The organism is Variovorax boronicumulans (assembly GCF_029892485.1).
GTDB lineage: Bacteria > Pseudomonadota > Gammaproteobacteria > Burkholderiales > Burkholderiaceae_C > Variovorax > Variovorax boronicumulans_B.
The window spans coordinates 370313-396691 of record NZ_JARXVG010000006.1 but is presented as its reverse complement, the minus strand read 5'-3'; the positions used below and the strand labels follow the sequence as shown (position 1 = coordinate 396691).

Here is a 26379-nt window from a genome sequence, read left to right as displayed (position 1 = left end):
TTGGTCAGTCGCGCAGCGAACGGTGGGTGAGTGCCATGAAGAGCTGCTCCAGGTCATGGCGGCCGAACTCGGCGTGGCGCACGTCGATGCCCGAAGCCTCGAGCGCAGCAAGTACCGGGCCGGGGCCGCTGCCGGCGTTCAGGTGAATGCGCCAGTGCCCGGCGCCCTGCTCCACCGTGCCGAAGCGCGAGAGCATCTGCGCATCGAGGCCGTCGGCGGCCAGCGTGAGCAGCATCGCGCTCCTGGAGAGCAGGTCGTCGAGCGAGCCTTCGCGCAGCACGCGCCCATGGTCGAGGATGGCGACGCGGTCGGCGATGGCCTCGATCTCTTCCATGTAGTGCGAGGCATAGATCACCGCAGCGCCCGCCCGCGCGAGGCTCCGGATGGCATCGAGGATGAAGGCGCGCGATTGCGGATCGACCCCGACGGTCGGTTCGTCGAACAGCATGAGCTCGGGCTCGGGCAGCAAGGCGATCGCGAGGTTCAGGCGCCGCTTGAGGCCGCCCGAGAGCCGGTCGGCCCGCACGCCCGCGAACGACTCGAGCTGCGAGAAGCGCATGCAGGCATCGATGCGCTCCTTCTTGCGCACGCCCGACAGCCGGCCTGCGGCGGCGAAGCATGCGAGGTTCTCCGACACCGTGAGCATCGAATAGAAGGCCTGGTCCTGCGGCGCGACGGCAATGCACGTCGGCGTGTTCGCGCGCACCTGCTGCAGCGGCTGCCCGTCGATGCGGATCTCGCCCGACTGCACCGCGAGCGCGCCCGACAGATGCGAGATCAGCGTGGTCTTGCCGGCGCCGTTCGGGCCCAGCAGTCCCAGCACGCAACCCCTGGGCACGGCGAGCGATACATCGGCCAGCGCGGGCGCGTCGGCGTGCGGGTAACGGTGTCCGAGATGCTTCAGCTCGAGCATCGGTTCAGGCGACAGCAGCCTTGAGATCGCGGAAGAACGTCTCTTCCTGCTGCGCCTGCTCCCGAAGCCTGCCCGCCAGCGCGGCCGGATCGACGGGCTCGCGCCCCTTCACCATGCGCGCCGCCTTGAGCGCGAAGGCGCGCCAGCCGTCGCCGATGGCGATGAGCCGCTCCGACATCTGCGTGAGCTGCGGCTTGTCGAGCAAATGCGCGGCCTCCTGAAGGAAGCCTGCATAGATGAAGCGGAAGCCCGCCCCGCCGGTGCCGATTTCTTCCTGCATGCGCACCAGGTGGCCGATGAAATCGACGCTGCGCGGATCGGTGGCCGACAGCCGCTGCAGCCGGTTGGCCAGCGTGCGCATGCCGCGCACGCCGACGATGGGAATGGGCGCGAGCATGTTGCGCACCGTCTTGCGGATGGCCTTGGTCACCGAGGCGGGATCGACCGCCTTGCGATCGATGGCCTGCGGGTAGTACATGAGGCCCTTGGGCGCGAGCACGCCCTTGGCGAAGCGCGCGCGCGCGAGGTCGGCGCTCGCGCAGCGCACGGGCTCCTCGAACACCGGGTCGCTGATCAGGTAGTCGTCGCCGTCCTTGCCGTAGACCAGCAGGTTGTGCGCGTTGAAGTGGAAGCGCATGTTCGGCGGAAAGTACGGCAGCCAATACACCGAGGTCTGCAGGCCCACCAACCGGCCGTCGGCCAGCAGCGCATCGAGCCGCCGCTGCCCCGCCTCGGGGCTGCGGAAGGTTTCGAAGCTGAAGCGCGCGGCCATCGGCGCCAGCAGGCCCTTGATGATGGCCTTGGGCGGCATGCGGTACGAGATGAGCGGCAGGCCCGACAGCTTGATGAACGGCAGGTACGCGAACGACAACGCCGACGACAGGCCCAGTGCCATGGCCTCGGTCATCGGCGCGCCGTGGTGGCGCATCAGGCTGGAGATGACGCCGCTTTCGCAGTGCGCCGCCTGTTGATGTTGGAAGTTCACGGCAGGCCCTGCAAGGTGGAAATCGGAAGGCCCAGCGCCTCGGCGTAGCGCGCGAGCTGCGCCCGGGAGAGCGCCGCGAATTGCCGGGGCTGCAGATGGCGCCGCACGCGCCATTGCCAGAAACCGCTGGTCTGCGAGAGCAGCGCCACGTCCATGCGGCGCTCGTACATCCAGTATTCGAGCGGCGATGCGAGGCCGGCCTTCACCCGCTCCTTCGCTTCCCTCGCTTGCTCCACCAGCACATCGACCGCGTGGCTGGTGACGATCTCTTCCGCCTCCCAGCCGCGCGAAGTGGTGGCGACGACGCGGCCCTGCGCATCGCGCGCGTACATCAGTTTGGAATGGCCATCGAGGGTCGCATTGCCCTCCTGTGGAACTGCGTCGAGGTCCATGGCTACACCGCTTCCATATGAATGAAGCCGCTGGAGAAGCGACCGCTTTCCGGAACGAACATCAGCAGCTTGTGGCCGGGCTGGATGCGCCCGGAACGGAACAGTTCGTCGAGCATGATGTAAGGCGATGCCGAGCCGGTATTGCCCTTGCGCGCGAGGTTGCTGAACCAGCGCTCGCGCGGAATCGAAAAGCCCATGGCATCGAGGCAGCGGCTCACCGGTTCTACGAAATAGTTCGACGACAGGTGCGGCAGGAACCAGTCGATGTCTTGCGCCTTGAGCCCGCGCTTCTCGATGACGGCCGCGAGTGGCTCGGCCAGCGTGGCGCGCACGATGTTGTCGTTGAGCAGCCGCACGTCCTGCTTCACGGCGAAGGTCGAATCGCGGTGCCAGTCGGCCGGCGCGGTGCGGGCCCAGCCATCCAGGCCGCCTTCGGCGTTCTTGTCGGCGCCGGCATACATGCACACCGGCAGCTCGTGCGCAGCCGAAGACAGGTCGATCCAGTCGACGCGCAGCGACAGCGGCCCGCGCGGCTCGCGCTCCAGCAGCACGGCACCGGCGCCATCGGAGAGCATCCAGCGCAGGAAGTCTTTCTCGAAGGCGAGTTCGGGCCGCTCCTCCAGCGCTTCGAGCTTGTGTTCGAGCTCGGCTTCGAAATTGGCGCCGCGCATCACGGCCGATGCCAGCTCCGAGCCCGTGGCCACCGCGCGGCGCGCATCGCCCGCGCGCACCGAGAGCCACGCATGCTTGAGCGCCGCGGTGCCCGCCAGGCAGATGCCCGCGCAAGCCACCACTTCGAGCCGCGGCCAGCCGAGTTCGCCATGCACCATGACCGCGTGGTTGGGCATGAGCTGGTCGGGCAGCGAGGTGCCGGTGGCGAGGCAATCGACCGGGCCGATGTCGTCGCCCAGCCCGCGAATGGCCGAGGCGGTGAGCTGCGCATTGGTCATGGCCAGTTGGCCGGTGGCGCGGTCGATGGCGTAGTGGCGCGACTGGATGCCATTGCTGCGCAGGATCAGCCGCCGCGCGCGCGACGCCTTGCCGCCGATGCGTCCGAGGACTTCTTCGATGTCTTCATTGCCGACCGGGGAAAAGGGCAGAAAGGCAGCGGTGCGGGTCAGGAAGACATCAGTCGTCATAGAGGTGGGAGCGGTCCGTGGCAGAGCCCGACGGGCGCTCGAATTGGGCTGTCATTTTAGTGAGCCACCCCTTGAACAATGGTCGCAGAAGCGCCTGCAGCGTCAGGCTCACCGGCACCACCGTCACGATGAGCGCGAGCAGGAACACCACATAGAGCAGCAGCAGCGGCTTGCGCTGCCAGGCGCCGGGCGCGCCGGCCGCCATGATGAGCTTGCCCCAGAGGAAGAAGCTGCGGGTGCCGGCTTTCTCGCTGATCAGCAGGCGCGCATTGGCCTCCACCGCGCCCAGGCCGGCCAGCAGCGGCTGCGTGCCGCGCTCCAGGTCGCCGTGCAGCGCATCGCGCAGCGCACGGCCGAAACGGCCGGACCTTCGGATTTGCACAGGGCTGAGCCCCGCATCGGGCATGCCCCAGAAGCCGCGCTTGCGTCCCCAGATGAGCCACGCCGGCGTGGTGAAGAAGGTGGCGAGCGTCGGGCCGGGGTCGGTGAGCACCACGTTGTCGATGAGGCGCGCGCCCACGTCGTCGAGCATGCCCTTGAGCTTTTCATGGGCCAGCAGCCACATGTTGCGGCACGCGATGACGGTGACCACGGGTTTGCCCTTGAGCAGCCGTGCGGCCAGCGGATGCTTGAGGAACGCGGTGATCGGCTGCGATGGCGCCAGGAACCACACCTGGTACGGCAGGATGACGAGGTCGAAGTCTTCGTCGCCCGTGAGCGAGGGCGGCGCCAGTGGTGGCGGCTTCATGTGGGCCGACTCCGGGAAGGCGTCGAAGAAGGTGATGAAGGGCCAGGGGAACGGAAACGGTGACTGCGCACGCAGCGTTTCCTCGTGCACCTCGATGGACGGGTCGGCCCGCAACGGCGCGACCATCTGAGCGGCAACGCTGTCGAGCTGCCCGGACTGCGAGTAATGAATCACCAGCACCCGCTTGGGGCGTGCGGCCGGGTCGGCGGAACTGGGAGAGCTGGTAGTCACTGGGTGGGCTGTTTCGAGGGCCGTCGAATGTAAATCAATCATTAACGAAACGCATCTGCCATTGGTCATGACGTCGCGCCGATCCCACGAACATGCGGCGCCGGACGAAAAAAGGGGCCGCACCCTCCGGCGCGGCCCCTTTCACTGTGGCAACTGACAGTTCGGACTGCGGCGCGCTCAGCGCACCTTGCCTTCCTTCCAGGCGCCCAGCAGCTTGTTGTAGTCGATGGTCTCGCCCTTGGGCTTTTCGTTGGCCAGCTTCTTCCACGGGGCGTGGTCGTCGCTCAGGTACTTGGCCGGGTCGCCCTTGGGGTTGAGCTTGGGTGCGCAATGGGCCATGCCGGCGCGCTCCAGGCGTGCCATCACGTTGTCCATTTCGTCGGCCAGGTTGTCCATCGCCTTCTGCGGGGTCTTCTCACCCGTCACGGCTTCGGCCACGTTCTTCCACCAGAGCTGCGCGAGCTTCGGATAGTCGGGCACGTTGGTGCCGGTCGGGGTCCATGCCACGCGCGCGGGACTGCGGTAGAACTCGATCAGGCCGCCGTACTTGTTGGCGTTCTGCGTGAAGTAGTCCGAGCGGATGTCGCTGTCGCGGATGAAGGTCAGGCCGGTGATCGACTTCTTGAGCGACGTCGTCTTGGCGGTGATGAACTGCGCGTAGAGCCAGGCGGCTGCCGTCTTGTTGGCGTCATGGCCCTTGAAGAAGGTCCACGAGCCCACGTCCTGGTAGCCGTTCTGCATGCCCTGCTTCCAGTACGGACCGTTCGGGCCGGGGGCCATGCGCCACTTGGGCGAGCCGTCCTCGTTCACGACCGGCAGGCCCTTCTTGGTCATGTCGGCGGTGAAGGCCGTGTACCAGAAGATCTGCTGGGCGATCTGGCCTTGCGCCGGCACCGGGCCGGATTCGCCGAAGGTCATGCCCATGGCTTCCTTGGGCGCGTACTTCTTCATCCAGTCGATGTACTTGGTGAGCGCATAGACGGCAGCCGGCGAGTTGGTGGCGCCACCGCGCGAGACCGAAGCGCCGGTGGGCGTGCACTTGTCGGCAGCCACGCGAATACCCCATTCGTCGATAGGCATGCCGTTGGGGATACCCTTGTCGGCGGCACCGGCCATCGAGAGCCATGCATCGGTGAAGCGCCAGCCGAGCGACGGGTCCTTCTTGCCGTAGTCCATGTGGCCGTAGATCGGCTTGCCGTCGATGGTCTTCACGTCGACGCTGAAGAACTCGGCGATGTCTTCGTAGGCGCTCCAGTTGAGCGGCACGCCCAGGTCGTAGCCGTACTTGGCCTTGAACTTGTCCTGCAGGTCCTTGCGCGCGAACAGGTCGGCGCGGAACCAGTACAGGTTGGCGAACTGCTGGTCGGGCAGCTGGTAGAGCTGGCCGTCGGGCGCGGTGGTGAAGCTGGTGCCGATGAAGTCCTTGAGGTCGAGGCCCGGGTTGGTGAACTCCTTGCCCGTGCCCTTCATGTACTCGGTGAGCGACATGATCTTGCCGTAGCGGTAGTGCGTGCCGATCAGGTCGGAGTCGGAGATCCAGCCGTCGTAGATCGACTTGCCCGACTGCATCGAGGTCTGCAGCTTCTCGACCACGTCGCCTTCCTGGATCAGGTCGTGCTTGACCTTGATGCCGGTGATTTCCTCGAAGGCCTTGGCCAGCGTCTTCGATTCGTACTCATGGGTGGTCAGCGTTTCGGAAACGACCGACACCTCCTTCACACCCTTGGCCTGCAGCTTCTTGGCGGCGTCGATGAACCACTTCATCTCCTCCATCTGCTTGTCCTTGGACAGGGTCGACGGCTGGAATTCGCTGTCGATCCATTTCTTCGCCTCGGCCTCGCCGGCCGATGCAGCGCCGTGCGCGGCGAACATCGCCGCTGCCAGTGCCAGTGCCGTGTAGCGCATCTTCATGAATGTGTCTCCTCGGTTGTGCTTCCCCGGTTTTTTCCATCGCGGCTCCGGGGAGGCGGAGAGCCGGACGCGTCTCGAAAATCTACGGGTCTAGCCTTTGCGCATGACAAGGGCAAGAACGAACATCGACAGCACGAAGCTGATCCAGATCGAGGGCTCGGCCTCCAGGCTCATCCATTCCTGGAACTTGCCGGCCAGGCCGATGAAGACCAGGTTCACATAGGCCGCCGACAGCAGCCCGATGAAGAGCCGGTCGCCGCGCGTGGTGGCAATAGGCAGCCAGCCGCGCCGCATCGTGGTGGGCGACTTGAATTCCCACACCGTCATGCCGACCAGCATGAGCGCGATGCAGATGAAAAATACGGCCACCGGGGTGGTCCAGACCATCCAGTCGAACATCTTTCGACCTCCTTAAACGCGACCCATCGCGAAACCCTTCGCGATGTAGTGACGCACGAACCAGATCACGATCGCGCCCGGCACGATCGTGAGCACGCCCGCTGCCGCCAGCGTTGCCCAGTCCATGCCCGATGCGCTCACCGTGCGCGTCATCGTCGCGACGATGGGCTTCGCATTCACGCTCGTGAGCGTGCGCGCCAGCAGCAGCTCGACCCAGCTGAACATGAAGCAGAAGAACGCCGCCACACCCACGCCCGCCTTGATGAGCGGCAGGAAGATGGTGAGGAAGAAGCGCGGGAACGAGTAGCCGTCGATATACGCCGTCTCGTCGATCTCGCGCGGAATGCCGCTCATGAAGCCTTCAAGAATCCACACCGCCAGCGGCACGTTGAACAGCAGGTGCGCAAGCGCCACGCCCAGATGCGTGTCCATCAGGCCGACCGTGCTGTAGAGCTGGAAGAACGGCAGCAGGAACACCGCGGGCGGCGTCATGCGGTTCGTCAGCAGCCAGAAGAACACATGCTTGTCGCCCAGGAACGAATAGCGCGAGAACGCATACGCCGCCGGCAGCGCCACGGTGAGCGAGATCACCGTGTTGATCGCCACGTAGATCAGGCTGTTGATGTAGCCCGAGTACCACGACTCGTCGGTGAAGATGCGCGCGTAGTTCGCCCAGGTCAGGTGCTGCGGGAAGAACGAGAAGCTCGAAAGAATCTCCTCGTTCGTCTTGAAGCTCATGTTGATCATCCAGTAGATGGGCAACAGCGCGAACAGGATGTACAGCACCAAAAAGATGCTGCGCTTGTGGAAGCGTTTTTCGTTCATTGTTCTTTCTCCACTTCTTGCGTGCCGACCCGCTGCATCCAGTTGTAGAGCACGAAGCAGAACAACAGGATGATCAGGAAATAGATGAGCGAGAACGCCGCCGCCGGCCCGAGGTCGAACTGCCCCACGGCCTTCTGCGTGAGGTATTGGCTCAGGAACGTGGTCGCATTGCCCGGCCCGCCGCCCGTCAGCACGAAGGGCTCGGTGTAGATCATGAAGCTGTCCATGAAGCGCAGCAGCACCGCGATCATCAGCACGCCGCGCATCTTGGGCAGCTGGATGTAGCGGAACACCGCGAACTTGCTCGCACCGTCGATGCGCGCTGCCTGGTAGTAGGCGTCGGGAATGGAGCGCAGGCCCGCGTAACAAAGCAGCGCCACCAGCGGCGTCCAGTGCCACACGTCCATCACCAGCACGGTGAGCCAGGCGTCGGCCGCGTTGCCGGTGTAGTTGTAGTCGATGCCCAGCGTCTGCAGCGCATGGCCCAGCAGGCCGATGTCGGCACGGCCGTAGATCTGCCAGATGGTGCCGACGACGTTCCATGGAATCAGCAGCGAGAGCGCCACCACCACCAGCACCGCCGACGACTTCCAGCCCTTGGCCGGCATCGAGAGCGCGAGGCCGATGCCCAGCGGAATTTCCACCAGCAGCACCGACAGCGAGAAGCCTAGCTGGCGCCACAGCGCCTGGTGCAGCTCGTCGTCGCGCATCACCGAGGCGAACCATTCGGTGCCCACGAACACTCGGCGCTCGGGCGAGATGATGTCCTGCACCGAGTAGTTGACCACCGTCATCAGCGGCACGATGGCCGAGAAGGCCACGCAGATCAGCACCGGCAGCACGAGCCACCAGGCTTTTTGATTGATGGGTTTGTTGGTGGCGTTCATGCGACCAGTTCCTCGTCCTTGTAATAGCAGGTGTGGGCGTCCAGCACCCGCAGCCACACCGTGGCGCCTACGGCCGGCGGCTGCTCGTCGGAATGCAGCCGCACCTTGATCACGATGCCGTCGACTTCGGCGCTCAGCATCGCGTGCGTGCCCACGTCCTGCACCTGCTTGACCACCGCGGGCACGGCGCCTGCGGCACCGGCATTCGACAGGCGCAGGTATTCGGGGCGAATGCCGATCTTGAGCGCGCCTTGCGGCAGCTCGCGCGTGGGCACCAGCGGCGTGCCCGCCACTTCGAGCGCACCGTTCGCACTCTTGGCCGACAGGAAGTTCATGCCCGGCGAGCCGATGAAGTGGCCGACGAAGGTATGGGCCGGCCGCTCGAACAGGGCCTCGGCGCTGCCCACCTGCACCGCCTTGCCGCGCGTCATGACCACCACCTCTTCAGCGAAGGTGAGCGCCTCGACCTGGTCGTGCGTCACGTAGATCAGCGTGAGCTTCAGCTCGCGATGGATCTGCTTCAACTTGCGGCGCAGTTGCCACTTCAGGTGCGGATCGATCACCGTCAGCGGCTCGTCGAAGAGCACCGCCGACACGTCGCTGCGCACCAGGCCGCGGCCCAGCGAGATCTTCTGCTTGGCGTCGGCCGCGAGGCCCGCCGCGCGCTGGTTGAGCTGCCCGCTCATGTCGAGCATCTCGGCGATCTCGCCGACACGCTTCTTGATCTGGTCTTCGGGCACCTTGCGGTTGCGCAGCGGGAACGCGAGGTTCTCGGCCACGGTCATGGTGTCGTAGATCACCGGGAACTGGAACACCTGCGCGATATTGCGTTCCTGCGGCGTGGCGCGCGTCATGTCGCGGCCATCGAAAGTCACAGTGCCCTGCGAAGGCACGAGCAGGCCCGAGATGATGTTGAGCATGGTCGTCTTGCCGCAGCCCGAGGGGCCGAGCAAGGCGTAGGCGCCGCCGTCGCGAAAGCTCATCTTCAGCGGCAGCAGCGCGTAGTCGCTGTCCTGCGTGGGGTTGGCGCGGTAGGCGTGGGCCAGGTCGAGATCGATGCGTGCCATCTCAGTTTCCTTTGCGCCATGCGGGCGCGAGCGCCAGCTTTTCGCCGGCATCGAACACATAGGCCTGGCGGGCGCTGAAGTACAGCGTGATCGAAGCGCCCAGCTCGAAGCGGTGCACACCGGTGAGCTGCGCCACCAGTTCGCCGACCGGCGTCTCGACGTGAACGAAGGTGTCGGAGCCCGAGATCTCGGCCAGTTCCACCTTGCCGGGCAAGGCGATGTCGCCCTCGCCCGCGCCCACATTCAATGCACTCGCGCGCAGGCCGATCGTGACCGGACCCGACACGTTGTCGGGCAAGGCCAGCGCAAGCGCCGGGCCACCACCCAGTTGCACGCGGCCCGCGGTGGCGGTGCCGGCCAGCAGGTTCATCGGCGGATCGCTGAAGGCGCGCGCCACGCGCAGCGATTGCGGCGCATGGAACACCTCGGCGGTCGGGCCGTATTGCAGCAGTTCGCCCGCATCCATCACCGCGGTGTAGCCGCCCAGCAGCAATGCTTCGCCGGGTTCGGTGGTCGCGTAGATCACGGTCGAGTCGCCGGTGGCGAACAGTTGCGTGAGCTCTTCGCGCAGGCCCTCGCGCAGCTTGTAGTCCAGGTTCACCAGCGGCTCGTCGAGCAGCATCAGCGGTGCGTTCTTGGCCAGCGCACGCGCCAGCGCCACGCGCTGCTGCTGGCCGCCCGAGAGCTCGGCCGGCAGGCGGTCCAGGAACATGCCGATGTGCAGCTTGTCGGCCAGCGCCTTGACCCGCGCATCGATGTTCTGCTCGCCGCGCAGCTTGAGCGGCGAGGCGATGTTGTCGGACACCTTGAGCGACGGATAGTTGATGAACTGCTGGTAGACCATCGCGACGTTGCGCTCGCGCACCGGCATGCCGGTCACGTCCTTGCCGTCGACCAGCACGCGGCCGGTGGTGGGCGTGTCGAGCCCCGCCATTAGGCGCATCAGGCTGGTCTTGCCCGCCTGCGTGGCGCCCAGCAGAACGGTCACCGCGCCGCTCTTGGGGGCGATGCTCTGTTCATAGAGCCATGTCTGCGCGCCGACCTTCTTGGTGACGCGCTCCAGAGTCAGCTGCATCAGCTCACCTTCACTTCCGATGTGTTGTTGTTCTTCGCGTTGGCCTGCAGCCAGGCCGCGACCTGTTCCCGCTCGGCCGCCGTGTAGTGCAGGCCCAGCTTGGAGCGGCGCCAGAGCACGTCGTCCGAACTCACGGCCCACTCCTTGTCCTGCAGGAAGCGCAGTTCGCGTTCGTGCAGGTCGGGCGCCACGGCCGGGCCGAGGTCGGCCAGCGACTTCGCATCGCCGAGCAGCTCCGACACCCGTGCGCCGTAGGCGCGCGCGAGGCGGCGCGTGAGCTTGCCGTAGAGCCATGGGTACTTCGCCTGCACGGCCGAGACGAAGCGCTCGAAATCGTCGTCGGGCCGCTTTGCAGCGCCGATCCACGCCGACAGGTCGCCGCCGGCGAGGAATGCGCCGTCGGTCCATGCGGGGCGCTGCGCGTTCGACTGGCCGAGCATCTTGCCGACCTCGTCGGCCGCGTCTTCCGCGAGCTTGCGGAAGGTGGTGATCTTGCCGCCCCACACCGACAGCAGCGGCGCGGCGGTGGTGTTGGACTCGAGCATGTAGTCGCGCGTGACGGCCGAGGGATCGCCCGAGGCATCGTCCAGCAGCGGGCGCACGCCCGAGTAGGTCCACACCACGTCGGCCGGCACGATGGGCTTCTCGAAATAGCGGCTGGCCTGCGTGCAGAGGTAGTCGATCTCTTCCTGCGCAATGCGCGCGGCGCCGGGGTCGTCGCCGTTCAGTTCGATGTCGGTGGTGCCGACCAGCGTGAACTCGTCCTGGTAGGGAATGGCGAAGATGATCCGCTTGTCGGGGTTCTGGAAGATGTACGCGTGGTCGTGCTCGAACAGGCGCGGCACGACGATGTGGCTGCCCTTCACGAGGCGCAGGCTCTTGGTGGCCAGCGCTTCGCCCTTGGCCGATTGCGCCACGCCGCGCAGGAAGGATTCGGCCCAGGGTCCGGCTGCGTTCACCACGGCGCGGGCACGCACGGTGCGCGTACCCTGCGGGCCTTCGAGCGTCGCGGTCCATCCGTCGGCATCGCGCTGTGCATGGGTGCAGCGGGTGCGGGTGAGCACCTCGGCGCCGCGCGCTTGCGCATCGAGCGCGTTCAACAACACGAGCCGGGCGTCGTCGACCCAGCCGTCGGAATAGACGAAGCCGCGCTTGTACTGGTCCTTGAGCGGCTTGCCGGCCGCATGCTTGCGCAGATCGACGCTGCGCGAACCCGGCAGCACTTCGCGCCTGGCGAGGTGGTCGTACATGAACAGGCCGATGCGGATCATCCAGGCTGGCCGCATCGAGGGGTCGTGCGGCATCACGAAGCGCAGCGGCCACATGATGTGCGGTGCGCTCTTGAGAAGCACCTCGCGCTCCTGCAGCGCCTTGCGCACCAGCGAGAACTCGTAGTACTCCAGGTAGCGCAGACCGCCGTGGATCAGCTTGGTGGAAGAGGAAGACGTGTGCGAGGCGAGGTCGTCCTTTTCGCACAGCACGACGCGCCAGCCGCGGCCGGCGAGGTCACGCGCGATGCCGCAGCCATTGATGCCGCCGCCGACGATCAGTACGTCGCATTCGGTGGCCGGCAGAGGCGGATTTGAGGAGAAATCGCTCACAACAATGGAGTCCGTAGAACCGTGACTTAGGTCACTGAAGGGCGCCATTGTATTTTCGTGTTTTTTCATTTGGATTCCTTTTAGCGCGATTTTCCTCCGAGTTTTCCCTTAGTCGGGTTCGTTTTGGTTCGCTTTAAAGTGACGCGCCCTGTACCGTTGGGCCATCCCCGCAGTCTTCACGCACTCCACGACGCCTTTGTGAACTCCAACCCGCGCCAGATCAATCTCCTGGACACCGTGCGCACGCGCGGCTCCGTCACCGTCGAGCAGTTGGCCGACATGCTGGGCGTGACCCTGCAGACCGTGCGGCGCGACGTGCAGCGGCTGGCCGACGAGGGGCTGCTCACGCGCTTTCACGGCGGCGTGCGCATGCCCAGCTCGACCACCGAGAACATCGGCTACCAGCAGCGCGAAACGCTGAATGCCGAAGGCAAGGCGCGCATTGCGCAGCGCGTGGCCGAGCTGGTGCCCAACGACTGCTCGCTGATCCTGAACATCGGCACCACCACCGAGGCCATCGCCAAGGCGCTGCTGCGCCACACGGGGCTGCGCGTGATCACCAACAACCTGAACGTGGCGACCATCCTGAGCGGCAACACCTCGTGCGAGGTGATCGTGGCGGGCGGCTCGGTGCGCGCGCGCGACCGCGCCGTCGTGGGCGAGGCGACCATCGATTTCATCCGCCAGTTCAAGGTCGACATCGCGCTCATCGGCGTGTCGAGCATCGAGGCCGACGGGTCGCTGCGCGACTTCGACCTGCGCGAAGTGAAGGTGGCGCAGACCATCATTGCGCAGGGGCGCGAAGTGTGGCTCGCGGCGGATGCGAGCAAGTTCAACCGGCCGGCGATGATCCAGCTGGGCACGCTCTCGCAGATCGATCGCCTCTTCACCGATGCCGCGCCGCCGGCGCCTTTTGCTGATCTGTTGCACAGCGCGCAGGTCCGCCTCGAGATCGCGCGCGAAACATGACCGCTCCCTGCATTGCTCCCTCCCCTTCCGGGGGAGGGTTGGGGTGGGGGCACGACGGCTTCCAAAAAGACGCAGCGCCTGATCGAAGGCCTGCCCCCATCCCCGCCTTCCCCCGGAAGGGGAAGGAGCAAGACCATTCCGCTCCATTGACCGGACCCAGAGGAACATGAACCCATGACCTACCTGCTAGCCCTCGACCAAGGCACCTCCAGCTCCCGCAGCATCGTGTTCGACCGCGAAGGCCACATCGTCGCCATCGCACAGAAGGAACTCACGCAGATCTATCCGCAGCCCGGCTGGGTCGAGCACGATCCGATGGAAATCTGGCGCAGCCAGCTCGCCACCGCGCGCGAAGTGCTGGTGAAGGCGAAGCTCAAGCCCACCGACATCCACGCCATCGGCATCACCAACCAGCGCGAGACCACCGTGCTGTGGAACCGCAAGACCGGCCAGCCGGTGCACCACGCCATCGTCTGGCAGGACCGCCGCGCCGAGCCGCTGTGCGCGCAGCTGCGCGACGAGGGCATGACCGACACCATCCGCGAGAAGACTGGCCTTGTGATCGATGCGTATTTCTCCGGCACCAAGCTGCGCTGGCTGCTCGACAACGTGCCCGGCGCACGCGCCGAGGCCGAGCGCGGCGACCTGGCCTTCGGCACGGTGGACAGCTGGCTCATGTGGCAGCTCACCGGCGGCAAGGTGCATGTGACCGACGTGAGCAACGCCTCGCGCACGATGCTCTTCAACGTGCACACGAACGAGTGGGACGCCGACCTGCTCAAGGCGCTCGACATCCCCGCCGCGCTGCTGCCCAAGGTGCAGCCCTCGAGCTCGCACTTCGCCGACACCGATGCCGCGCTGCTCGGCCACACGCTGCCCATCGGCGGCGTGGCGGGCGACCAGCAGAGCGCCCTATTCGGCCAGGCCTGCTTCGAGGCCGGCATGGCCAAGAACACCTACGGCACCGGTTGCTTCCTGCTGATGCACACGGGCGGCGCGTTCCAGCCCTCGCACAACGGCCTGCTGGTGACCAGCGCGGCGCAGGCCGACACGACCCCGCAGTACGCGATGGAAGGCAGCGTGTTCGTCGGCGGCGCCGTGGTGCAGTGGCTGCGCGACGGTCTCAAGGCCATCAAGGGCAGCGCCGAGGTGCAGTCGCTCGCCGAGAGCGTGCCCGATGCAGGCGGCGTGATGATGGTGCCGGCCTTCACCGGCCTTGGCGCGCCCTACTGGGACGCCGATGCGCGCGGCACGATCACCGGCCTCACGCGCGGCACGACGGTGGCGCACATCGCACGCGCCGCGCTGGAGAGCATCGCCTACCAGAGCGCCGCCCTGCTGCAGGCCATGAGCCGCGATGCGGTGGCAGCCGGCGGCAAGCCGGTGGCCGAGCTGCGCGTGGACGGCGGCGCGAGCGTCAACGACCTGCTGATGCAGTTCCAGGCCGACCTGCTGGGCATTCCGGTGGTGCGGCCCGAGGTGATCGAGACCACCGCGCTCGGCGCCGCGTACCTTGCGGGGCTGTCGACCGGCGTCTATGCGGACGCGCGCCAGCTCTCGAAACTGTGGAAGGTGGAGCGGCGCTTCCTGCCGACCATGGGCCGTGCGCAGGCCGAGGAATCGATGGCGCGCTGGGAGCGCGCGGTGCGGCAAGCCACGGCGACCTGAGAAGCCAAACACCCCGGCCCGCTGGGGGGACTGCGGGCCGGGCGCATGCAGCGGGGCAGAATGCGGCCGCCTTCCGACCTGCAGTCCGCTGCCCGACCGCTTGACCTCCCCTTCCGCCGAAACGCCGCGTGCGCATCACGCATCGCGCCACAACGTCCTGTTCGCCTGCGGCGCAGTCGGCGCCACGCTGCTGGCCTCGATCGCGCTGGGCCACGACGGTCGCCGCATCGCCCAGCTCGCAGTGCTCGCCATGCCGATGGTGCTCTGGCTCGCATGGCCGTTGCGCAGCGCGCGCATGCAGCGCGTGCGCACGGTGCTCGTGTGGCTCTGGGCCATGGCCTTCGCGTTCGACGGCGCGGTGCGCGCCTACCTGCTCGACACCTACCAGGCCGCGCCCGACGGCGCGATGGTGCTCGGCGCGGCAGCCAACACCAATGCGCGCGAGAGCACCGAGTACCTGCAGATGCATTGGCGTTCGGCCGTCATCTGGTCGGGTGCGCTCGTCATCGCGGGCGTGCTCGTGGGCATGTTCGCGCGGCGTGGTGCCGTCCGCGATGCGGCCGTTTCCTCTTCTTCGGTGCGCGCACGGCCGGCGTTCTGGACCCGCTCGCTGGTGCTCGCTCTCTTGCTGATCGCCTGCGTGGCGTATGCGAGCAAGCCGTGGCGCCGCCTCCATCCCGCGATCTTCTGGACCCACTGGTCGCAGTCGGTTCAGACGCAGCGCGCCGCCTGGGCCGACCAGCAGCAGGTGCGCGATCGCGCGATGGCCCAGGCCAGAGCCATCGCCCCTGTCATCACGCAGGCCGGACCATCCACGGTGGTGCTGGTCATCACCGACAGCATCAACCGCGACAACATGGCCCTCTACGGCTACGGCCGCCCGACCACGCCGCGCCTGCTGGCGCACAAGGCGCAGGCCGGCGAACAGATGGCGGTGCTGAAGAACGCGTGGTCGGTGGACGCGAGCACCCTGCCCGCGCTGCGCAACATGTTCCACTTCGGCCTGCCCGAGAGCGAGAACCCGCCGCACCTGCTGGCCCTGGCGCGCGCCGCGGGCTACAAGGTCTGGTGGATCAGCAACCACGACGACCTCGCCATCGAGCAGCAGCATGCACGCTTCGCCGATGTCGTCGACATGCTCAACCGCACGCCCGGCCGGGCCAGCGCCTCGCTCGACGGCGAGATCCTCGACTGCGTGCAGGAAGCCTTTGCGGACACGGGCACCGACCGCAAGCTGATCGTCGTGCATCTGATGGGCGCGCATCCGCACTACAGCCTGCGCTTTCCGGAGAACGCCAATCCCTTCGACGACAACATCGACGCGGTCGAGAACGGCCTGGTCAAGGACGGTCGCTCGGCCTGGGTGCGGCGCTTTCGCCAAGAGTACGACGCGGCGCTGCTGTACCACGACTTCGTGGTGTCGGAGTTGCTGCAGCAGACGCGCAGCGCGGGCAAGCCGGAGGAGTACCGCGCATGGATGTACCTCTCGGACCACGGCCAGGAGGTCGGCCACGGCAGCGACCGCGCGGGCCACAGCCCCGCGACAGCCTCGGGCTACCGCATTCCGGCCGTCGTCTGGCGCAACCGGGAACCGCTGCCGAACGGCGCCGCGCAACAGCAGCCCTTTCGGGCGGACTGGACGGCATGGACGCTGATGGACCTGCTCAAGATCCGGTGGGACGGGCAGAAGCCCGAGCGCAATGTGCTGGGGGATGCCTACCGCTGGGAGGCGCCGAAGATTCCGGTGGCTGTCGAGTCGTTTTCACGCTGACAGCCCCCCGGGCTCAGTGCGCAGGAACCAGGAAGTCCTGGCTGATGCGCCCGCCCAGCTCGTTCACCCGGTCGAGGAACTGCGTGAGGTAGGCATGCAGCCCGGTCGCCAGGATCTCGTCGACCCGCGCGTACTGCAGGTCGGCCAGGAGCTTGCCGGCGCGGCGCTGCGTTTCGGCGCTTTGCTCGTTCTGCACCTTGGCCAGGTTGCTCACCACCTCGGCCAGGCTGGCATGCAACGAACGCGGCATGTCGGCGCGCAGGATCAACAACTCCGCCACGCGCTCGGGCTTGATCACGTCGCGGTACACCTTGCGGTAGACCTCGAAGGCCGAAACGCTGCGCAGGATCGCGCTCCAGTGATAGAAGTCGTACTCCTGGTCTTCCTCGGTGGCGGCGCCGAAGAACTCGCTGTTCAGCGCATGGAACTTCACGTCCACCAGCCGCGCGGTGTTGTCGGCGCGTTCGAGGAACGTGCCCAGGCGCGAGAAGTAGAAGGCCTCGTCCTGCAGCATCGTGCCCAGCGTGACGCCTCGCGAGAGGTGCGAGCGGAACTTGACCCATTCGAAGAACTGGCCCGGATCGCGTTCGAAGTCGCCCTGGCGCAGCATGCGGTTGACTTCGAGCCAAGTGGTGTTCTGCGTTTCCCAGGCCTCGGTGGTGAGCGCTCCGCGCACGGCACGCGCGTTCTCGCGCGCGGCCTTCAGGCACGAGACGATCGACGAGGCATTGCTCTCGTCCTTGACCATGAACTCCATCACCTCGTTGGGCGCGATCTGCTCGTACTTCTTGTTGTAGAGCGGCAGCAGCTCGCTGATCGACAGCACGCCCTGCCAGCCGTACTTGGCGACTTCGGCCGACTGGGGCAGCAGCGAGGTCTGGTAGTTGACGTCCAGCATGCGCGCGGTGTTCTCGGCGCGCTCGGTATAGCGGGACATCCAGTAGAGGTGGTCTGCGGTGCGTGAAAGCATCTTGTGTTCTCCTGATTCCTTGCCTGCACTCAGACCGATGACGTTTGGCTTTGCGATTGGGACTGCGATTGCGCCTTGGGCGCACGCTCGGCTTCGAGGATCCAGGTGTCCTTGGTGCCACCGCCCTGCGAAGAATTGACCACCAGCGAACCCTCTTTCAGCGCCACGCGCGTGAGGCCGCCGGGCACCATCTGCACTTCCTTGCCCGAGAGCACGAAGGGCCGCAGGTCGATGTGGCGCGGCGCGATGCCGGCGTCCACGAAGGTCGGCGAGGTCGACAGGCTCAGCGTGGGCTGAGCGATGTAGCCATCGGGCTTGGCGAGCACGGCTTTCTTGAAGTCCTCGATCTCGGCGTGCGTGGCGGCCGGGCCAATCAGCATGCCGTAGCCGCCCGCGCCGTGCACTTCCTTGACGACGAGATCCTTCATGTTGTCGAGCGTGTACTGCAGCTCGTCCTTGTTGCGGCACATGTAGGTGGGCACGTTCTTCAGGATCGGCTTTTCGCCGAGGTAGAACTCGATCATCTTGGGCACGTAGGGGTAGATCGACTTGTCGTCGGCCACGCCGGTACCCACTGCATTGCAGATCACCACGTTGCCCGCGCGGTAGGCGCGCATCAAGCCCGCCGTGCCGAGCGTGGACGTGGGGCGGAACACGTTAGGATCGAGGAAGTCGTCATCGACGCGGCGGTAGATCACGTCGACACGCCGCGGCCCGCGCGTGGTGCGCATGTAGACGAAGTCGTCCTTGACGAACAGGTCCTGCCCCTCGACGAGCTCGATGCCCATCTGCTGGGCGAGGAAGGCGTGCTCGAAGTAGGCGCTGTTGTACATGCCGGGCGTGAGCACCACCACCGTGGGCTCGGCCGTGGCCGGCGGCGCGCTGGCGCGCAGGGTTTCGAGCAGCAGGTCGGGGTAGTGCGCGACCGGCGCGATGCGGTTCTGGTTGAAGAGCTCGGGGAAGAGCCGCATCATCATCTTGCGGTTTTCCAGCATGTAGCTCACGCCGCTGGGCACCCGCAGGTTGTCTTCGAGCACGTAGTACTCGCCGTTGCCGTCGGCATCGGGGGCGCGCACGATGTCGATGCCCGAAATGTTCGAGTAGACGTTGTGCGGCACCGTGACGCCCATCATCTCGGGGCGGAACTGCGCGTTGTTCAGGATCTGCTCGGCCGGAATGATGCCGGCCTTGATGATTTCCTGGTCGTGGTAGACGTCATGCAGGAAGCGGTTGAGCGCCGTGACGCGCTGCACCAGTCCCTTTTCCATGCTGTCCCACTCATGGGCCGGAATGATGCGCGGCAACAGGTCGAACGGAATGAGCCGCTCTGTGCCGGAGCCGTCCTCATCCTTCGCGCCATACACCGCGAAGGTGATGCCGACCCGGCGGAAAATCATTTCCGCCTCTTCACGCCGCGAACGCATCACCTCACCGGGTTGCTTCGCGAGCCATTGGTCGTAGCGCTTGTAGTGCTGTCGGATCGCAGCCCCCGCATAGGGCAACTGCTCATACATCTCGTCGAATTTGTGCATGGAACGACCAATCTCCTTCGGCCATAGCTTAGCAAGTTCAGGGCCAGTAGAACCCCTTATGCGTCGCCGAAAGGCCCGTAAATGGTCGCTCTCGCGCTATCGCTTCTTGCGGGCCGCGAGAAATTCCTTCATCCGTTTGCCGCTTTCGTCGCTGTAGAGGCTTTCGACGAGCACGCCGCGCTCGGCCTCGAGCTGCTCGCGGCGGCTGCGGTCGCGCGCCGAATAGACCAGTTCCTTGATGCGCGCCTGCACGTCGAAGGGGCCTTGCGCGAGCTTCTGCGCCCAGGCGAGCGCGACGGCGTAGGCCGTGCCGCGCGGCACGATCCGGTTGACCACGCCCCAGTCATGGAGCCGGCGGGCGGTCTGGACCGAGCCGCCCAGCAGGATCTCGATCACCGCCTGCGGTGGCAGCGAGCGCACCAGCGAATCGGTGCCGCCGCCATCGATCGAAAGGCCGAAGTTGACGTTGGACATCGCGAATTCCGCATCCTCGGCCGCAACGACCAGGTCGCACGCCAGGCAGAGCGAAAAGCCGCTGCCCGCCGCCATGCCCTCGACCGCGGCGATCACGGGCTGCGGTGCCTCCTGCATCGCCATGACCCATTCGTTCAAGGCGTCGGAATGGGCCAGCTGCTCCGATTGCGGCAGCTTGCGCTGCCTCACCAGCCGCCGCAGGTCGCCACCGGCGCAGAAATGCTCGCCCTCCCCGGTGAGCACGATGGCGCGGACGGTGCGAAAGCCCGAAGCGGCGCGGATCGCCTTGGCCGCGGCGCGGTAGATCGATGGATTGACGGTGTTGCGCGCCGCCGGATTGCTGATGGTCATCACCAGCACCGCCCCCTCCCGGTGCATGTGGAGCTTTGCGGCGGGCGCGGATGCCCCCCCGGCACTGGTAATGGCAGGCACGGCCGCGGACGTCATGGCGTCCTGCCGAGGAATCCGCCCTGGGGCCTGTCTCTGCGGTGCATGACTCTTCCTCGCGTTGTCGTTGTGTCAGGACGATGCAACGCATCAGGCGCCGGCTTCCGCGACCTTGCAATTGGCTTTCGACCCCTCTTTTAACAATTTATTCACGATTTGGACGCTTCCTTGCGGGCGCCGCAAGGCGGGAGGGAACGTTTCAGGGCATGCGGTGCTGCCAGTAACGGGCATGGCGCTCACGCTCGCAAGCCACGTCGTCGGGCCGCGTGCTGAGCCAGCGCGCGGCACCGCAGCGCGCGCTCTCGACCACCCGCACGCCGTGTTCCGCGTAGCGCGCCATCACATCGGCCGCGGGGTGCCCGAAGCGGTTGCGGTAACCGGCCTGGACCAGCGCGATGCGCGGCTGCACCGCTGCCAGGAACGGCGCGCTCGAGGACGACTTGCTGCCATGGTGCGGCGCCAGCAACACGTCGGCCCGCAGTTGTTCCCTTTCCGTTCGCGCGACCAGCGCGGCCTCTTGCAGCCACTCGATGTCGCCGGCCAGCAGCGCCGTCGCACGGCCGTTGCCGACGCGCAGCACACACGAGACGGCATTGGGCCTGGTGAAGCTGCGGTAGTCGGCATCGAAGGGATGCAGCACCTCGAAACTCACGCCGTCCCATTTCCAGCGCTGGCCTGCTTCGCACCGCTGGGCCGGGCGCAGCGCCTGCAGCGGATGGGCGGCTTCGATGGAACTGAGCAACGCGGCCTGCGGCTGCATCGCAAGCACGGCGGGCGCGCCGCCGGTGTGATCGGTGTCGCGGTGGCTCAGCACCAGCATGTCGAGCCGCTCGCCGAAGGCACGCAGCAGCGGCACGAGCACGCGGTGGCCCGCATCGCTCTCGAGGCTGTAGCGCGGTCCGGTGTCGTAGAGCAGGCTGTGCGTGGCCGTGCGCACCAGCACGGCGCTGCCTTGCCCGATGTCGGCCGCGAGCAGTTCGAACTCGCCAACGGCCGGCCGCGGCATCTGCCACAGCAGCACCGGCAGCAACAGCGGCAGTCCGAGCGCGCGCATCGACCACGGCAACCGCATGGCGAGCAAGGCCCCGCCCACCACGCCGGAAGCGGCCATCCACCACGGCGGCGCGGCCATCGAGAGCGTGGCGAAAGGCAACCCGGCCAACCATTGCAGCAGGACGGAGAGCGCATGCACCGCCCAGGCCGCGACATCCCACAGCGGCGCCACGACCGCGCCCAGCATGGCAAGCGGCGTGACCACGAGGGTGACCCATGGAATCGCGATGGCATTGGCCAGCAGGCCGACCAGCGACACCTGCTGGAACAGCAGCAGGCTCAGCGGCGTGAGCGCGAGCGTGATGACCCATTGCTCGCGGAAGAACAGGAACAGCCGGTTCGCGGCGGTCGGCTTTCTTTCGCCCGCGTCCGTCGAATCGGTAGCGAACAACACGCCCACCGCGACGAAGCTGAGCCAGAAGCCCGCCTGCATCAGGGCCCAGGGGTCGATCGCCACCACCACCGCGGCGGTCAGCAGCCAGACATGCGGCCACGGCCAGCGCCGGCCGGCCAGGCGCAGCAACGCGATGGTTGCCAACATCCACACCGTGCGCTGGGCGGGCACGCCCCAGCCGCTGAAGAGCGCATAGAGCGTGGCGAGCCACACGCCGCCGATCAGTGCCGCCTGCGGCGCGGGGAGCCACAGCATCAACCGGCTGCTGCGCCGCCACAGCGCGCCCACGATGTGCGCGGCAAACCACGCAAACATCGTGATGTGGAGGCCCGAGATCGACATCAGGTGTGCCACGCCGGTTGCCCTGAACACATCCCATCCGGCCCGGTCGATCGCGGCCTGGTCGCCGGTGACCAGCGCGGCGATCACGCCGGCCTGCCGGCGGTCGGACACGCGCTCGAACACGGCGTCACGCACGGCTTCGCGTGCACGCTCGATGGGGTGCCGCCATGTGCCTGCCACATGCGCCGGCGCGGCATGGCGCGCGCCGGTGCGCACGTAGCCGTTGGCATGCACGCCCTGCTCCCACAGCCACAACTCGGCGTCGAAGCCATGGGGGTTGAGGCTGCCGTGCGGCGCCCTGAGCCGCACGGTCAGTTGCCATCGCTCGCCGGCATGGACCGCGCCGACGGCCACGGAAGAAGACCGCCCCTCCGGCATGCGCCCCCACAGACCGGTGTTCTCGCCATACCAGCCCAGCGCGATGCGCGAAGGCACGGCCGGCAGCGCATCGGTGCGCGCCTCGGCCCATCGGGCGGACTCGACGTCGAGCTGGAACCGCGTTCCGCTCTCGTTGCGCTGTGGCATCTGCGACACCACGCCGACCACCTGCAGGTCGCGCCCTTCGAGCGCCGGATCGAGCGCGCCGTCCGCATACGCCACGGCACGCCAGCCCGCGAGCCCCACACCGGCCAGCGCACCGCACACCAACGCCGCGACCGGCAGCAGTCGCCCGAAGGCACGCCGTCGCCACAGCCCCACGGCACCCGCGAACAGCAAAGCCGCATAGGCACCCGCCGCCCACAGCGCGGGCTGGTGCAACTGCACTGCCGCGCCGACCAGCGAACCTCCCAACGCGGCAAACGCCCACGACCCGCCCCTGCCGGACGCGCGCGAGCGCGTCGGCACAACCTCATGGCACATGACGCAAACCCTCCCCGAACCCGCGCTCGATGGCGCGTTAATTGCTTGTTATCTCGGCTAGTATGCGTCTCACAAGAGACATCTTTTCGATGCAATCTCGCAGTACTGCACACAAAAACGCATGTCCATTCACGCCGCACTCCACCACGTCACTCACTACAAATACGACCGCCTGGTGCAGTTGGGCCCGCAGGTCGTTCGCCTTCGGCCCGCGCCGCATTGCCGCAGCAACGTCATCTCGTACTCGCTGACGGTCGAGCCCGCCGAGCACTTCGTCAACTGGATGCAGGACCCGTTCGCCAACTACCAGGCGCGGCTGGTGTTCCCCGAGAAGACGCGCGAATTCAAGGTCACCGTCGACCTCGTGGTCGAGATGGCGGTCTACAACCCCTTCGACTTCTTCCTCGAGCCGCAGGCCGAGAACTTTCCGTTCAAGTACACCGCCTCGCAGGCCGAGGAACTCGCGCCCTACCTCGTGGCCGACCCGGTCACGCCGCTGGTGGAGGCCTACCTCGCCAAGATCGACCGCAAGGAACAGCGCACCATCGACTTCCTGGTCGGCCTGAACCAGCAGGTGCAGCAGGACGTCAACTACCTGATCCGCATGGAGCCCGGCGTGCAGACGCCGGAAGAAACGCTCACCAACGGCAGCGGCTCATGCCGCGACTCAGGCTGGCTGCTGGTGCAGCTGCTGCGCCACATGGGCCTGGCCGCGCGTTTCGTCTCGGGCTACCTGATCCAGCTCACGCCCGATGTGAAGGCGCTCGACGGCCCGAGCGGCACCACGGTCGACTTCACCGACCTGCACGCCTGGTGCGAGGTGTTCCTGCCGGGCGCAGGCTGGATCGGCCTGGATGCCACCTCGGGCCTCATGGCCGGCGAAGGCCACATTCCGCTCGCCTGCACGCCCACGCCGTCGAGCGCGGCGCCCATCGAGGGCGGCGTCGATGAATCCGAGGTCGAGTTCGGCCACGAGATGAAGGTCACGCGCATCTACGAATCGCCGCGCGTCACCAAGCCCTACACCGAAGAGCAGTGGGCCGAAGTGCTCGCTCTCGGCGACGCCGTCGACGCGCGCCTGAAGGCCGGCGACGTGCGCCTCACGATGGGCGGCGAGCCCACCTACGTGGCCACCGCCGACCGCGACGCGCCCGAGTGGAACACCGATGCACTCGGCCCCACGAAGCGCGGCTACGCGACCGAACTCGTCCACAAGCTGCGCGCCGAATACGGCAACGGCGGCTTCCTCCATTTCGGCCAGGGCAAGTGGTACCCGGGCGAGCAGCTGCCGCGCTGGGCGCTGTCGATCTTCTGGCGCGCCGACGGCCAGACGCTGTGGCACGACCCGGCGCTCTTCGCCGACGAGCGCTTTCCCACGCACTACACGAGCGAGGACGCGCGCCGCTTCACCGCCACGCTGGCCGGGAACCTCGGCCTGACCGAGCGCTACATCCAGCCCGGCTACGAAGACACCTACTACTACCTCTGGCGCGAACGCCGCCTGCCGGTGAACGTCGATCCCTTCGAATCGAAGCTCGATGACGAACTCGAACGCGTGCGCCTGCGCCGCGTGTTCACGCAGAAGCTCGATGCCGTGATCGGCTACATGCTGCCCATCGAGCCGGGCAATGCGAACGCCGATGCGCCCGCGCTCGCCGGCCCCGGCTGGAAGACCGGCCCGTGGTTCCTGCGCGATGACCGGCTCTATCTCATTCCGGGCGACTCGCCCATGGGCTACCGCCTGCCGCTCGACTCGCAGCCGTGGGCCAGCAAGGGCGACTACCCCTACCTGATCGAACGCGACCCGACCGCACCGCGCGGCGCGTTGCCGAGTTCCGCCGACTACCGCGCGCGCTACAGCACGGGTGCCCCCGGCACTGCCGGTGCTGCTGCAGGTGCCACCGGCGCTGCCCGCGCTGCCGGTGCCCCCGGTACTGCCGGCGCCAGCCTCGGCGATGTGCCCTACACCTTCGGCACGCCGCCCGTGGTGCCCGCATCGCTGCGCATGCAGAGTCCCGGCGATGCAGCCAGCGGCGACGCTGCGGCGGCCGCGCGTGCCGCCGACGACGCCACCGCCACGCCCGCCACCCGACAACCCCTGCGCGGCGAATCGGCCCACTGGGTCACGCGCACCGCGCTGTGCGTCGAAGTGCGCGACCCGCGCCGCGCCAACGGCCCGTCGGCCGAGAAGAAGGGCAGCGCCTCGGGCGTGCTCTACGTCTTCGTGCCGCCGCTCGCGCGCCTGGAGGACTACCTGGACCTCGTCGCCGCCGTCGAAGCCACCGCGCGCGAACTGGACATGCGCATCGTGATGGAAGGCTATCCGCCGCCACGCGATCCGCGTCTGAAGATGCTGGCCGTCACGCCCGACCCGGGCGTGATCGAAGTCAACATCCACCCGGCCCACAACTGGAAGGAACTGGTCGCGCACACCGAGTTCCTCTACAACGCCGCGTTCGAAACCCGCCTCTCGGCCGAGAAGTTCATGACCGATGGCCGCCACACCGGCACTGGCGGCGGCAACCACTTCGTGATGGGCGGTGCCACGCCGGCGGACAGCCCGTTCCTGCGCCGGCCGGAGCTGCTCGCGAGCCTCTTGCTGTATTGGCACAACCATCCCTCGCTGAGCTACCTGTTCTCGGGCATGTTCATCGGCCCGACCAGCCAGGCGCCGCGCGTGGACGAAGCGCGCAACGACCAGGTCTATGAGCTCGAAATCGCCCTGCAGGAAATCGCGAAGAACCGCGAAATCTACGGCGCCAACATGCCCGCATGGCTGGTCGACCGCACGCTGCGCAACATCCTGATCGACGTGTCCGGCAACACGCACCGCAGCGAGTTCTGCATCGACAAGCTCTACTCGCCCGATTCGAGCACTGGCCGCCTCGGCCTGCTGGAGCTGCGCGCTTTCGAGATGCCGCCGCATGCGCGCATGAGCATCGCGCAACAGCTGTTGATCCGCGCGCTGGTCGCCCGCTTCTGGGACGATCCCTACAAGGCGCCCGTGACCCGCTGGGGCACCGAGCTGCACGACCGCTTCCTGCTGCCGACCTTCGTGAAGATGGACTTCGACGACGTCATCAGCGAGATGCGCCAGGCCGGCTTTGCCTTCGATCCCGACTGGTTCGCGCCGCACTTCGAATTCCGCTTCCCGCTCGTGGGCCAGATGCAGGCCATGGGCGTGGAGCTGTCGCTGCGCAATGCGCTGGAGCCGTGGCACGTGATGGGCGAGGAAGGCTCGGCGGGCGGCACGGTGCGCTATGTCGATTCGTCGCTCGAGCGTATCGAAGTGCGCGTGACGGGTCTCAACGAGAGCCGCCATGTCGTCACCGTCAACGGCAAGGTGCTGCCGCTGCAGCCCACGGGCGTGACCGGCGAGTTCGTCGCGGGCGTGCGCTACAAGGCCTGGAACCCGCCCTCGGCGCTGCACCCCAGCATCGGCGCCCATGCGCCGCTGACCTTCGACCTGGTCGACACCTGGATGAAGCGCTCGCTCGGCGGCTGCCAGTACTTCGTGGCCCACCCGGGCGGACGCAACTACGACAGCTTCCCGGTCAACGCCTACGAGGCCGAGAGCCGCCGCCATTCGCGCTTCACGCGCATGGGCCACACGCCCGGCCTCATGCGCACGCCGCCGGCCACCATCGAGCTGCCGGGCAGCCGCGAATTCCCGTTCACCCTCGATCTGCGGCGATAAGGGGCCACCTACCACACTGCACCAGCGG

At 67.0% G+C, this 26379-nt stretch carries 20 protein-coding genes; 4 read left to right on the top strand and 16 right to left on the bottom strand.

Going from position 1 to position 26379, the window contains the following annotated elements; all coding sequences use genetic code 11:
* Window positions 1–4 precede the first annotated feature (4 nt).
* The 12 genes from M2282_RS17160 to glpD form a co-directional block, all read right to left on the bottom strand.
* Window positions 5–913: an ABC transporter ATP-binding protein gene (locus M2282_RS17160; RefSeq protein WP_280809982.1), complete on the bottom strand. Its 909-nt coding sequence runs from the start codon at window positions 911–913 to the stop codon at window positions 5–7.
* A gap of 4 nt (window positions 914–917) precedes the next feature.
* The gene (locus tag M2282_RS17155; RefSeq protein ID WP_280809981.1) at window positions 918–1898 is read right to left on the bottom strand and encodes a BtrH N-terminal domain-containing protein; all 981 of its coding nucleotides are present in this window, start codon (window positions 1896–1898) and stop codon (window positions 918–920) included.
* Window positions 1895–2290 (bottom strand): hypothetical protein, encoded by a 396-nt coding sequence (locus M2282_RS17150; RefSeq protein WP_280809980.1) that lies wholly within the window; start codon window positions 2288–2290, stop codon window positions 1895–1897. The genes M2282_RS17155 and M2282_RS17150 overlap by 4 nt, the downstream gene beginning before the upstream one ends.
* Window positions 2291–2292: 2 nt before the next feature.
* Window positions 2293–3429, bottom strand: coding sequence for a beta-ketoacyl-ACP synthase III (locus tag M2282_RS17145; RefSeq protein ID WP_280809979.1), 1137 nt, complete (start codon window positions 3427–3429; stop codon window positions 2293–2295).
* Window positions 3419–4450: a dialkylrecorsinol condensing enzyme gene (locus tag M2282_RS17140; RefSeq protein WP_280809978.1), complete on the bottom strand. Its 1032-nt coding sequence runs from the start codon at window positions 4448–4450 to the stop codon at window positions 3419–3421. The genes M2282_RS17145 and M2282_RS17140 overlap by 11 nt, the downstream gene beginning before the upstream one ends.
* A 135-nt stretch (window positions 4451–4585) precedes the next feature.
* Entirely contained in the window at window positions 4586–6319 is a 1734-nt protein-coding gene (locus M2282_RS17135) for an ABC transporter substrate-binding protein (protein WP_280809977.1), read from the bottom strand.
* Between the two features lie 90 nt (window positions 6320–6409).
* Complete coding sequence (locus M2282_RS17130; RefSeq protein WP_198785922.1) at window positions 6410–6718, bottom strand: DUF2160 domain-containing protein; 309 nt, start codon at window positions 6716–6718, stop codon at window positions 6410–6412.
* 12 nt (window positions 6719–6730) lie between these two features.
* A complete protein-coding gene (locus M2282_RS17125; protein ID WP_280809976.1) occupies window positions 6731–7543 on the bottom strand; it encodes a carbohydrate ABC transporter permease in 813 nt (270 codons plus the stop codon).
* Complete coding sequence (locus tag M2282_RS17120; RefSeq protein ID WP_280809975.1) at window positions 7540–8430, bottom strand: carbohydrate ABC transporter permease; 891 nt, start codon at window positions 8428–8430, stop codon at window positions 7540–7542. Before M2282_RS17120 ends, M2282_RS17125 begins: the two co-directional genes overlap by 4 nt.
* Window positions 8427–9497, bottom strand: coding sequence for an ABC transporter ATP-binding protein (locus M2282_RS17115; RefSeq protein WP_280809974.1), 1071 nt, complete (start codon window positions 9495–9497; stop codon window positions 8427–8429). The genes M2282_RS17120 and M2282_RS17115 overlap by 4 nt, the downstream gene beginning before the upstream one ends.
* A gap of 1 nt (window position 9498) precedes the next feature.
* Window positions 9499–10572 (bottom strand): ABC transporter ATP-binding protein, encoded by a 1074-nt coding sequence (locus tag M2282_RS17110; RefSeq protein ID WP_280809973.1) that lies wholly within the window; start codon window positions 10570–10572, stop codon window positions 9499–9501.
* Window positions 10572–12242, bottom strand: a complete 1671-nt coding sequence (gene glpD, locus M2282_RS17105; RefSeq protein ID WP_280809972.1) for a glycerol-3-phosphate dehydrogenase — start codon at window positions 12240–12242, stop codon at window positions 10572–10574. Before glpD ends, M2282_RS17110 begins: the two co-directional genes overlap by 1 nt.
* A 129-nt stretch (window positions 12243–12371) precedes the next feature.
* Here glpD and M2282_RS17100 point away from each other — a divergent pair, with 129 nt between their 5' ends.
* From M2282_RS17100 to M2282_RS17090, 3 genes are all read left to right on the top strand, one after another.
* Window positions 12372–13142 carry a DeoR/GlpR family DNA-binding transcription regulator gene (locus tag M2282_RS17100; protein ID WP_280809971.1) on the top strand — a complete coding sequence of 257 codons (771 nt, stop codon included), beginning with the start codon at window positions 12372–12374 and terminating at the stop codon, window positions 13140–13142.
* Between the two features lie 174 nt (window positions 13143–13316).
* Window positions 13317–14810, top strand: coding sequence for a glycerol kinase GlpK (glpK, locus tag M2282_RS17095; RefSeq protein ID WP_280809970.1), 1494 nt, complete (start codon window positions 13317–13319; stop codon window positions 14808–14810).
* A 100-nt stretch (window positions 14811–14910) separates the two neighbouring features.
* The gene (locus M2282_RS17090; protein ID WP_280809969.1) at window positions 14911–16581 is read left to right on the top strand and encodes a phosphoethanolamine transferase; all 1671 of its coding nucleotides are present in this window, start codon (window positions 14911–14913) and stop codon (window positions 16579–16581) included.
* 13 nt (window positions 16582–16594) lie between these two features.
* Here the strand turns inward: M2282_RS17090 and M2282_RS17085 are convergent, their stop codons facing one another.
* The 4 genes from M2282_RS17085 to M2282_RS17070 all read right to left on the bottom strand — a co-directional run bounded on the left by M2282_RS17085 (window position 16595) and on the right by M2282_RS17070 (window position 22654).
* Complete coding sequence (locus tag M2282_RS17085) at window positions 16595–17551, bottom strand: alpha-E domain-containing protein (RefSeq protein WP_280809968.1); 957 nt, start codon at window positions 17549–17551, stop codon at window positions 16595–16597.
* 29 nt (window positions 17552–17580) lie between these two features.
* The gene (locus M2282_RS17080) at window positions 17581–19083 is read right to left on the bottom strand and encodes a circularly permuted type 2 ATP-grasp protein (protein ID WP_280809967.1); all 1503 of its coding nucleotides are present in this window, start codon (window positions 19081–19083) and stop codon (window positions 17581–17583) included.
* Window positions 19084–19179: 96 nt separating this feature from the next.
* Window positions 19180–20004 carry an oxepin-CoA hydrolase, alternative type gene (locus M2282_RS17075; RefSeq protein WP_280809966.1) on the bottom strand — a complete coding sequence of 275 codons (825 nt, stop codon included), beginning with the start codon at window positions 20002–20004 and terminating at the stop codon, window positions 19180–19182.
* Window positions 20005–20203: 199 nt separating this feature from the next.
* Window positions 20204–22654, bottom strand: coding sequence for a DNA internalization-related competence protein ComEC/Rec2 (locus M2282_RS17070; RefSeq protein WP_280809965.1), 2451 nt, complete (start codon window positions 22652–22654; stop codon window positions 20204–20206).
* A 121-nt stretch (window positions 22655–22775) separates the two neighbouring features.
* Here M2282_RS17070 and M2282_RS17065 point away from each other — a divergent pair, with 121 nt between their 5' ends.
* Window positions 22776–26351 (top strand): DUF2126 domain-containing protein, encoded by a 3576-nt coding sequence (locus M2282_RS17065; RefSeq protein WP_280809964.1) that lies wholly within the window; start codon window positions 22776–22778, stop codon window positions 26349–26351.
* Window positions 26352–26379 lie beyond the last annotated feature (28 nt).

Excerpts from the sequence above, each read along its gene's own strand:
- M2282_RS17145 (WP_280809979.1), bottom strand. The coding sequence starts at position 3,429 with ATGACGACTGATGTCTTCCTGACCCGCACCGCTGCCTTTCTGCCCTTT.
- M2282_RS17150 (WP_280809980.1), bottom strand. The coding sequence starts at position 2,290 with ATGGACCTCGACGCAGTTCCACAGGAGGGCAATGCGACCCTCGATGGC.
- M2282_RS17160 (WP_280809982.1), bottom strand. The coding sequence starts at position 913 with ATGCTCGAGCTGAAGCATCTCGGACACCGTTACCCGCACGCCGACGCG.
- M2282_RS17085 (WP_280809968.1), bottom strand. The coding sequence starts at position 17,551 with ATGCTTTCACGCACCGCAGACCACCTCTACTGGATGTCCCGCTATACC.
- M2282_RS17075 (WP_280809966.1), bottom strand. The coding sequence starts at position 20,004 with ATGACGTCCGCGGCCGTGCCTGCCATTACCAGTGCCGGGGGGGCATCC.
- glpK (WP_280809970.1), top strand. The coding sequence starts at position 13,317 with ATGACCTACCTGCTAGCCCTCGACCAAGGCACCTCCAGCTCCCGCAGC.
- M2282_RS17065 (WP_280809964.1), top strand. The coding sequence starts at position 22,776 with ATGTCCATTCACGCCGCACTCCACCACGTCACTCACTACAAATACGAC.
- M2282_RS17120 (WP_280809975.1), bottom strand. The coding sequence starts at position 8,430 with ATGAACGCCACCAACAAACCCATCAATCAAAAAGCCTGGTGGCTCGTG.
- M2282_RS17080 (WP_280809967.1), bottom strand. The coding sequence starts at position 19,083 with ATGCACAAATTCGACGAGATGTATGAGCAGTTGCCCTATGCGGGGGCT.
- M2282_RS17135 (WP_280809977.1), bottom strand. The coding sequence starts at position 6,319 with ATGAAGATGCGCTACACGGCACTGGCACTGGCAGCGGCGATGTTCGCC.
- M2282_RS17130 (WP_198785922.1), bottom strand. The coding sequence starts at position 6,718 with ATGTTCGACTGGATGGTCTGGACCACCCCGGTGGCCGTATTTTTCATC.
- M2282_RS17070 (WP_280809965.1), bottom strand. The coding sequence starts at position 22,654 with ATGTGCCATGAGGTTGTGCCGACGCGCTCGCGCGCGTCCGGCAGGGGC.
- glpD (WP_280809972.1), bottom strand. The coding sequence starts at position 12,242 with ATGAAAAAACACGAAAATACAATGGCGCCCTTCAGTGACCTAAGTCAC.
- M2282_RS17125 (WP_280809976.1), bottom strand. The coding sequence starts at position 7,543 with ATGAACGAAAAACGCTTCCACAAGCGCAGCATCTTTTTGGTGCTGTAC.
- M2282_RS17110 (WP_280809973.1), bottom strand. The coding sequence starts at position 10,572 with ATGCAGCTGACTCTGGAGCGCGTCACCAAGAAGGTCGGCGCGCAGACA.
- M2282_RS17140 (WP_280809978.1), bottom strand. The coding sequence starts at position 4,450 with ATGATTGATTTACATTCGACGGCCCTCGAAACAGCCCACCCAGTGACT.
- M2282_RS17115 (WP_280809974.1), bottom strand. The coding sequence starts at position 9,497 with ATGGCACGCATCGATCTCGACCTGGCCCACGCCTACCGCGCCAACCCC.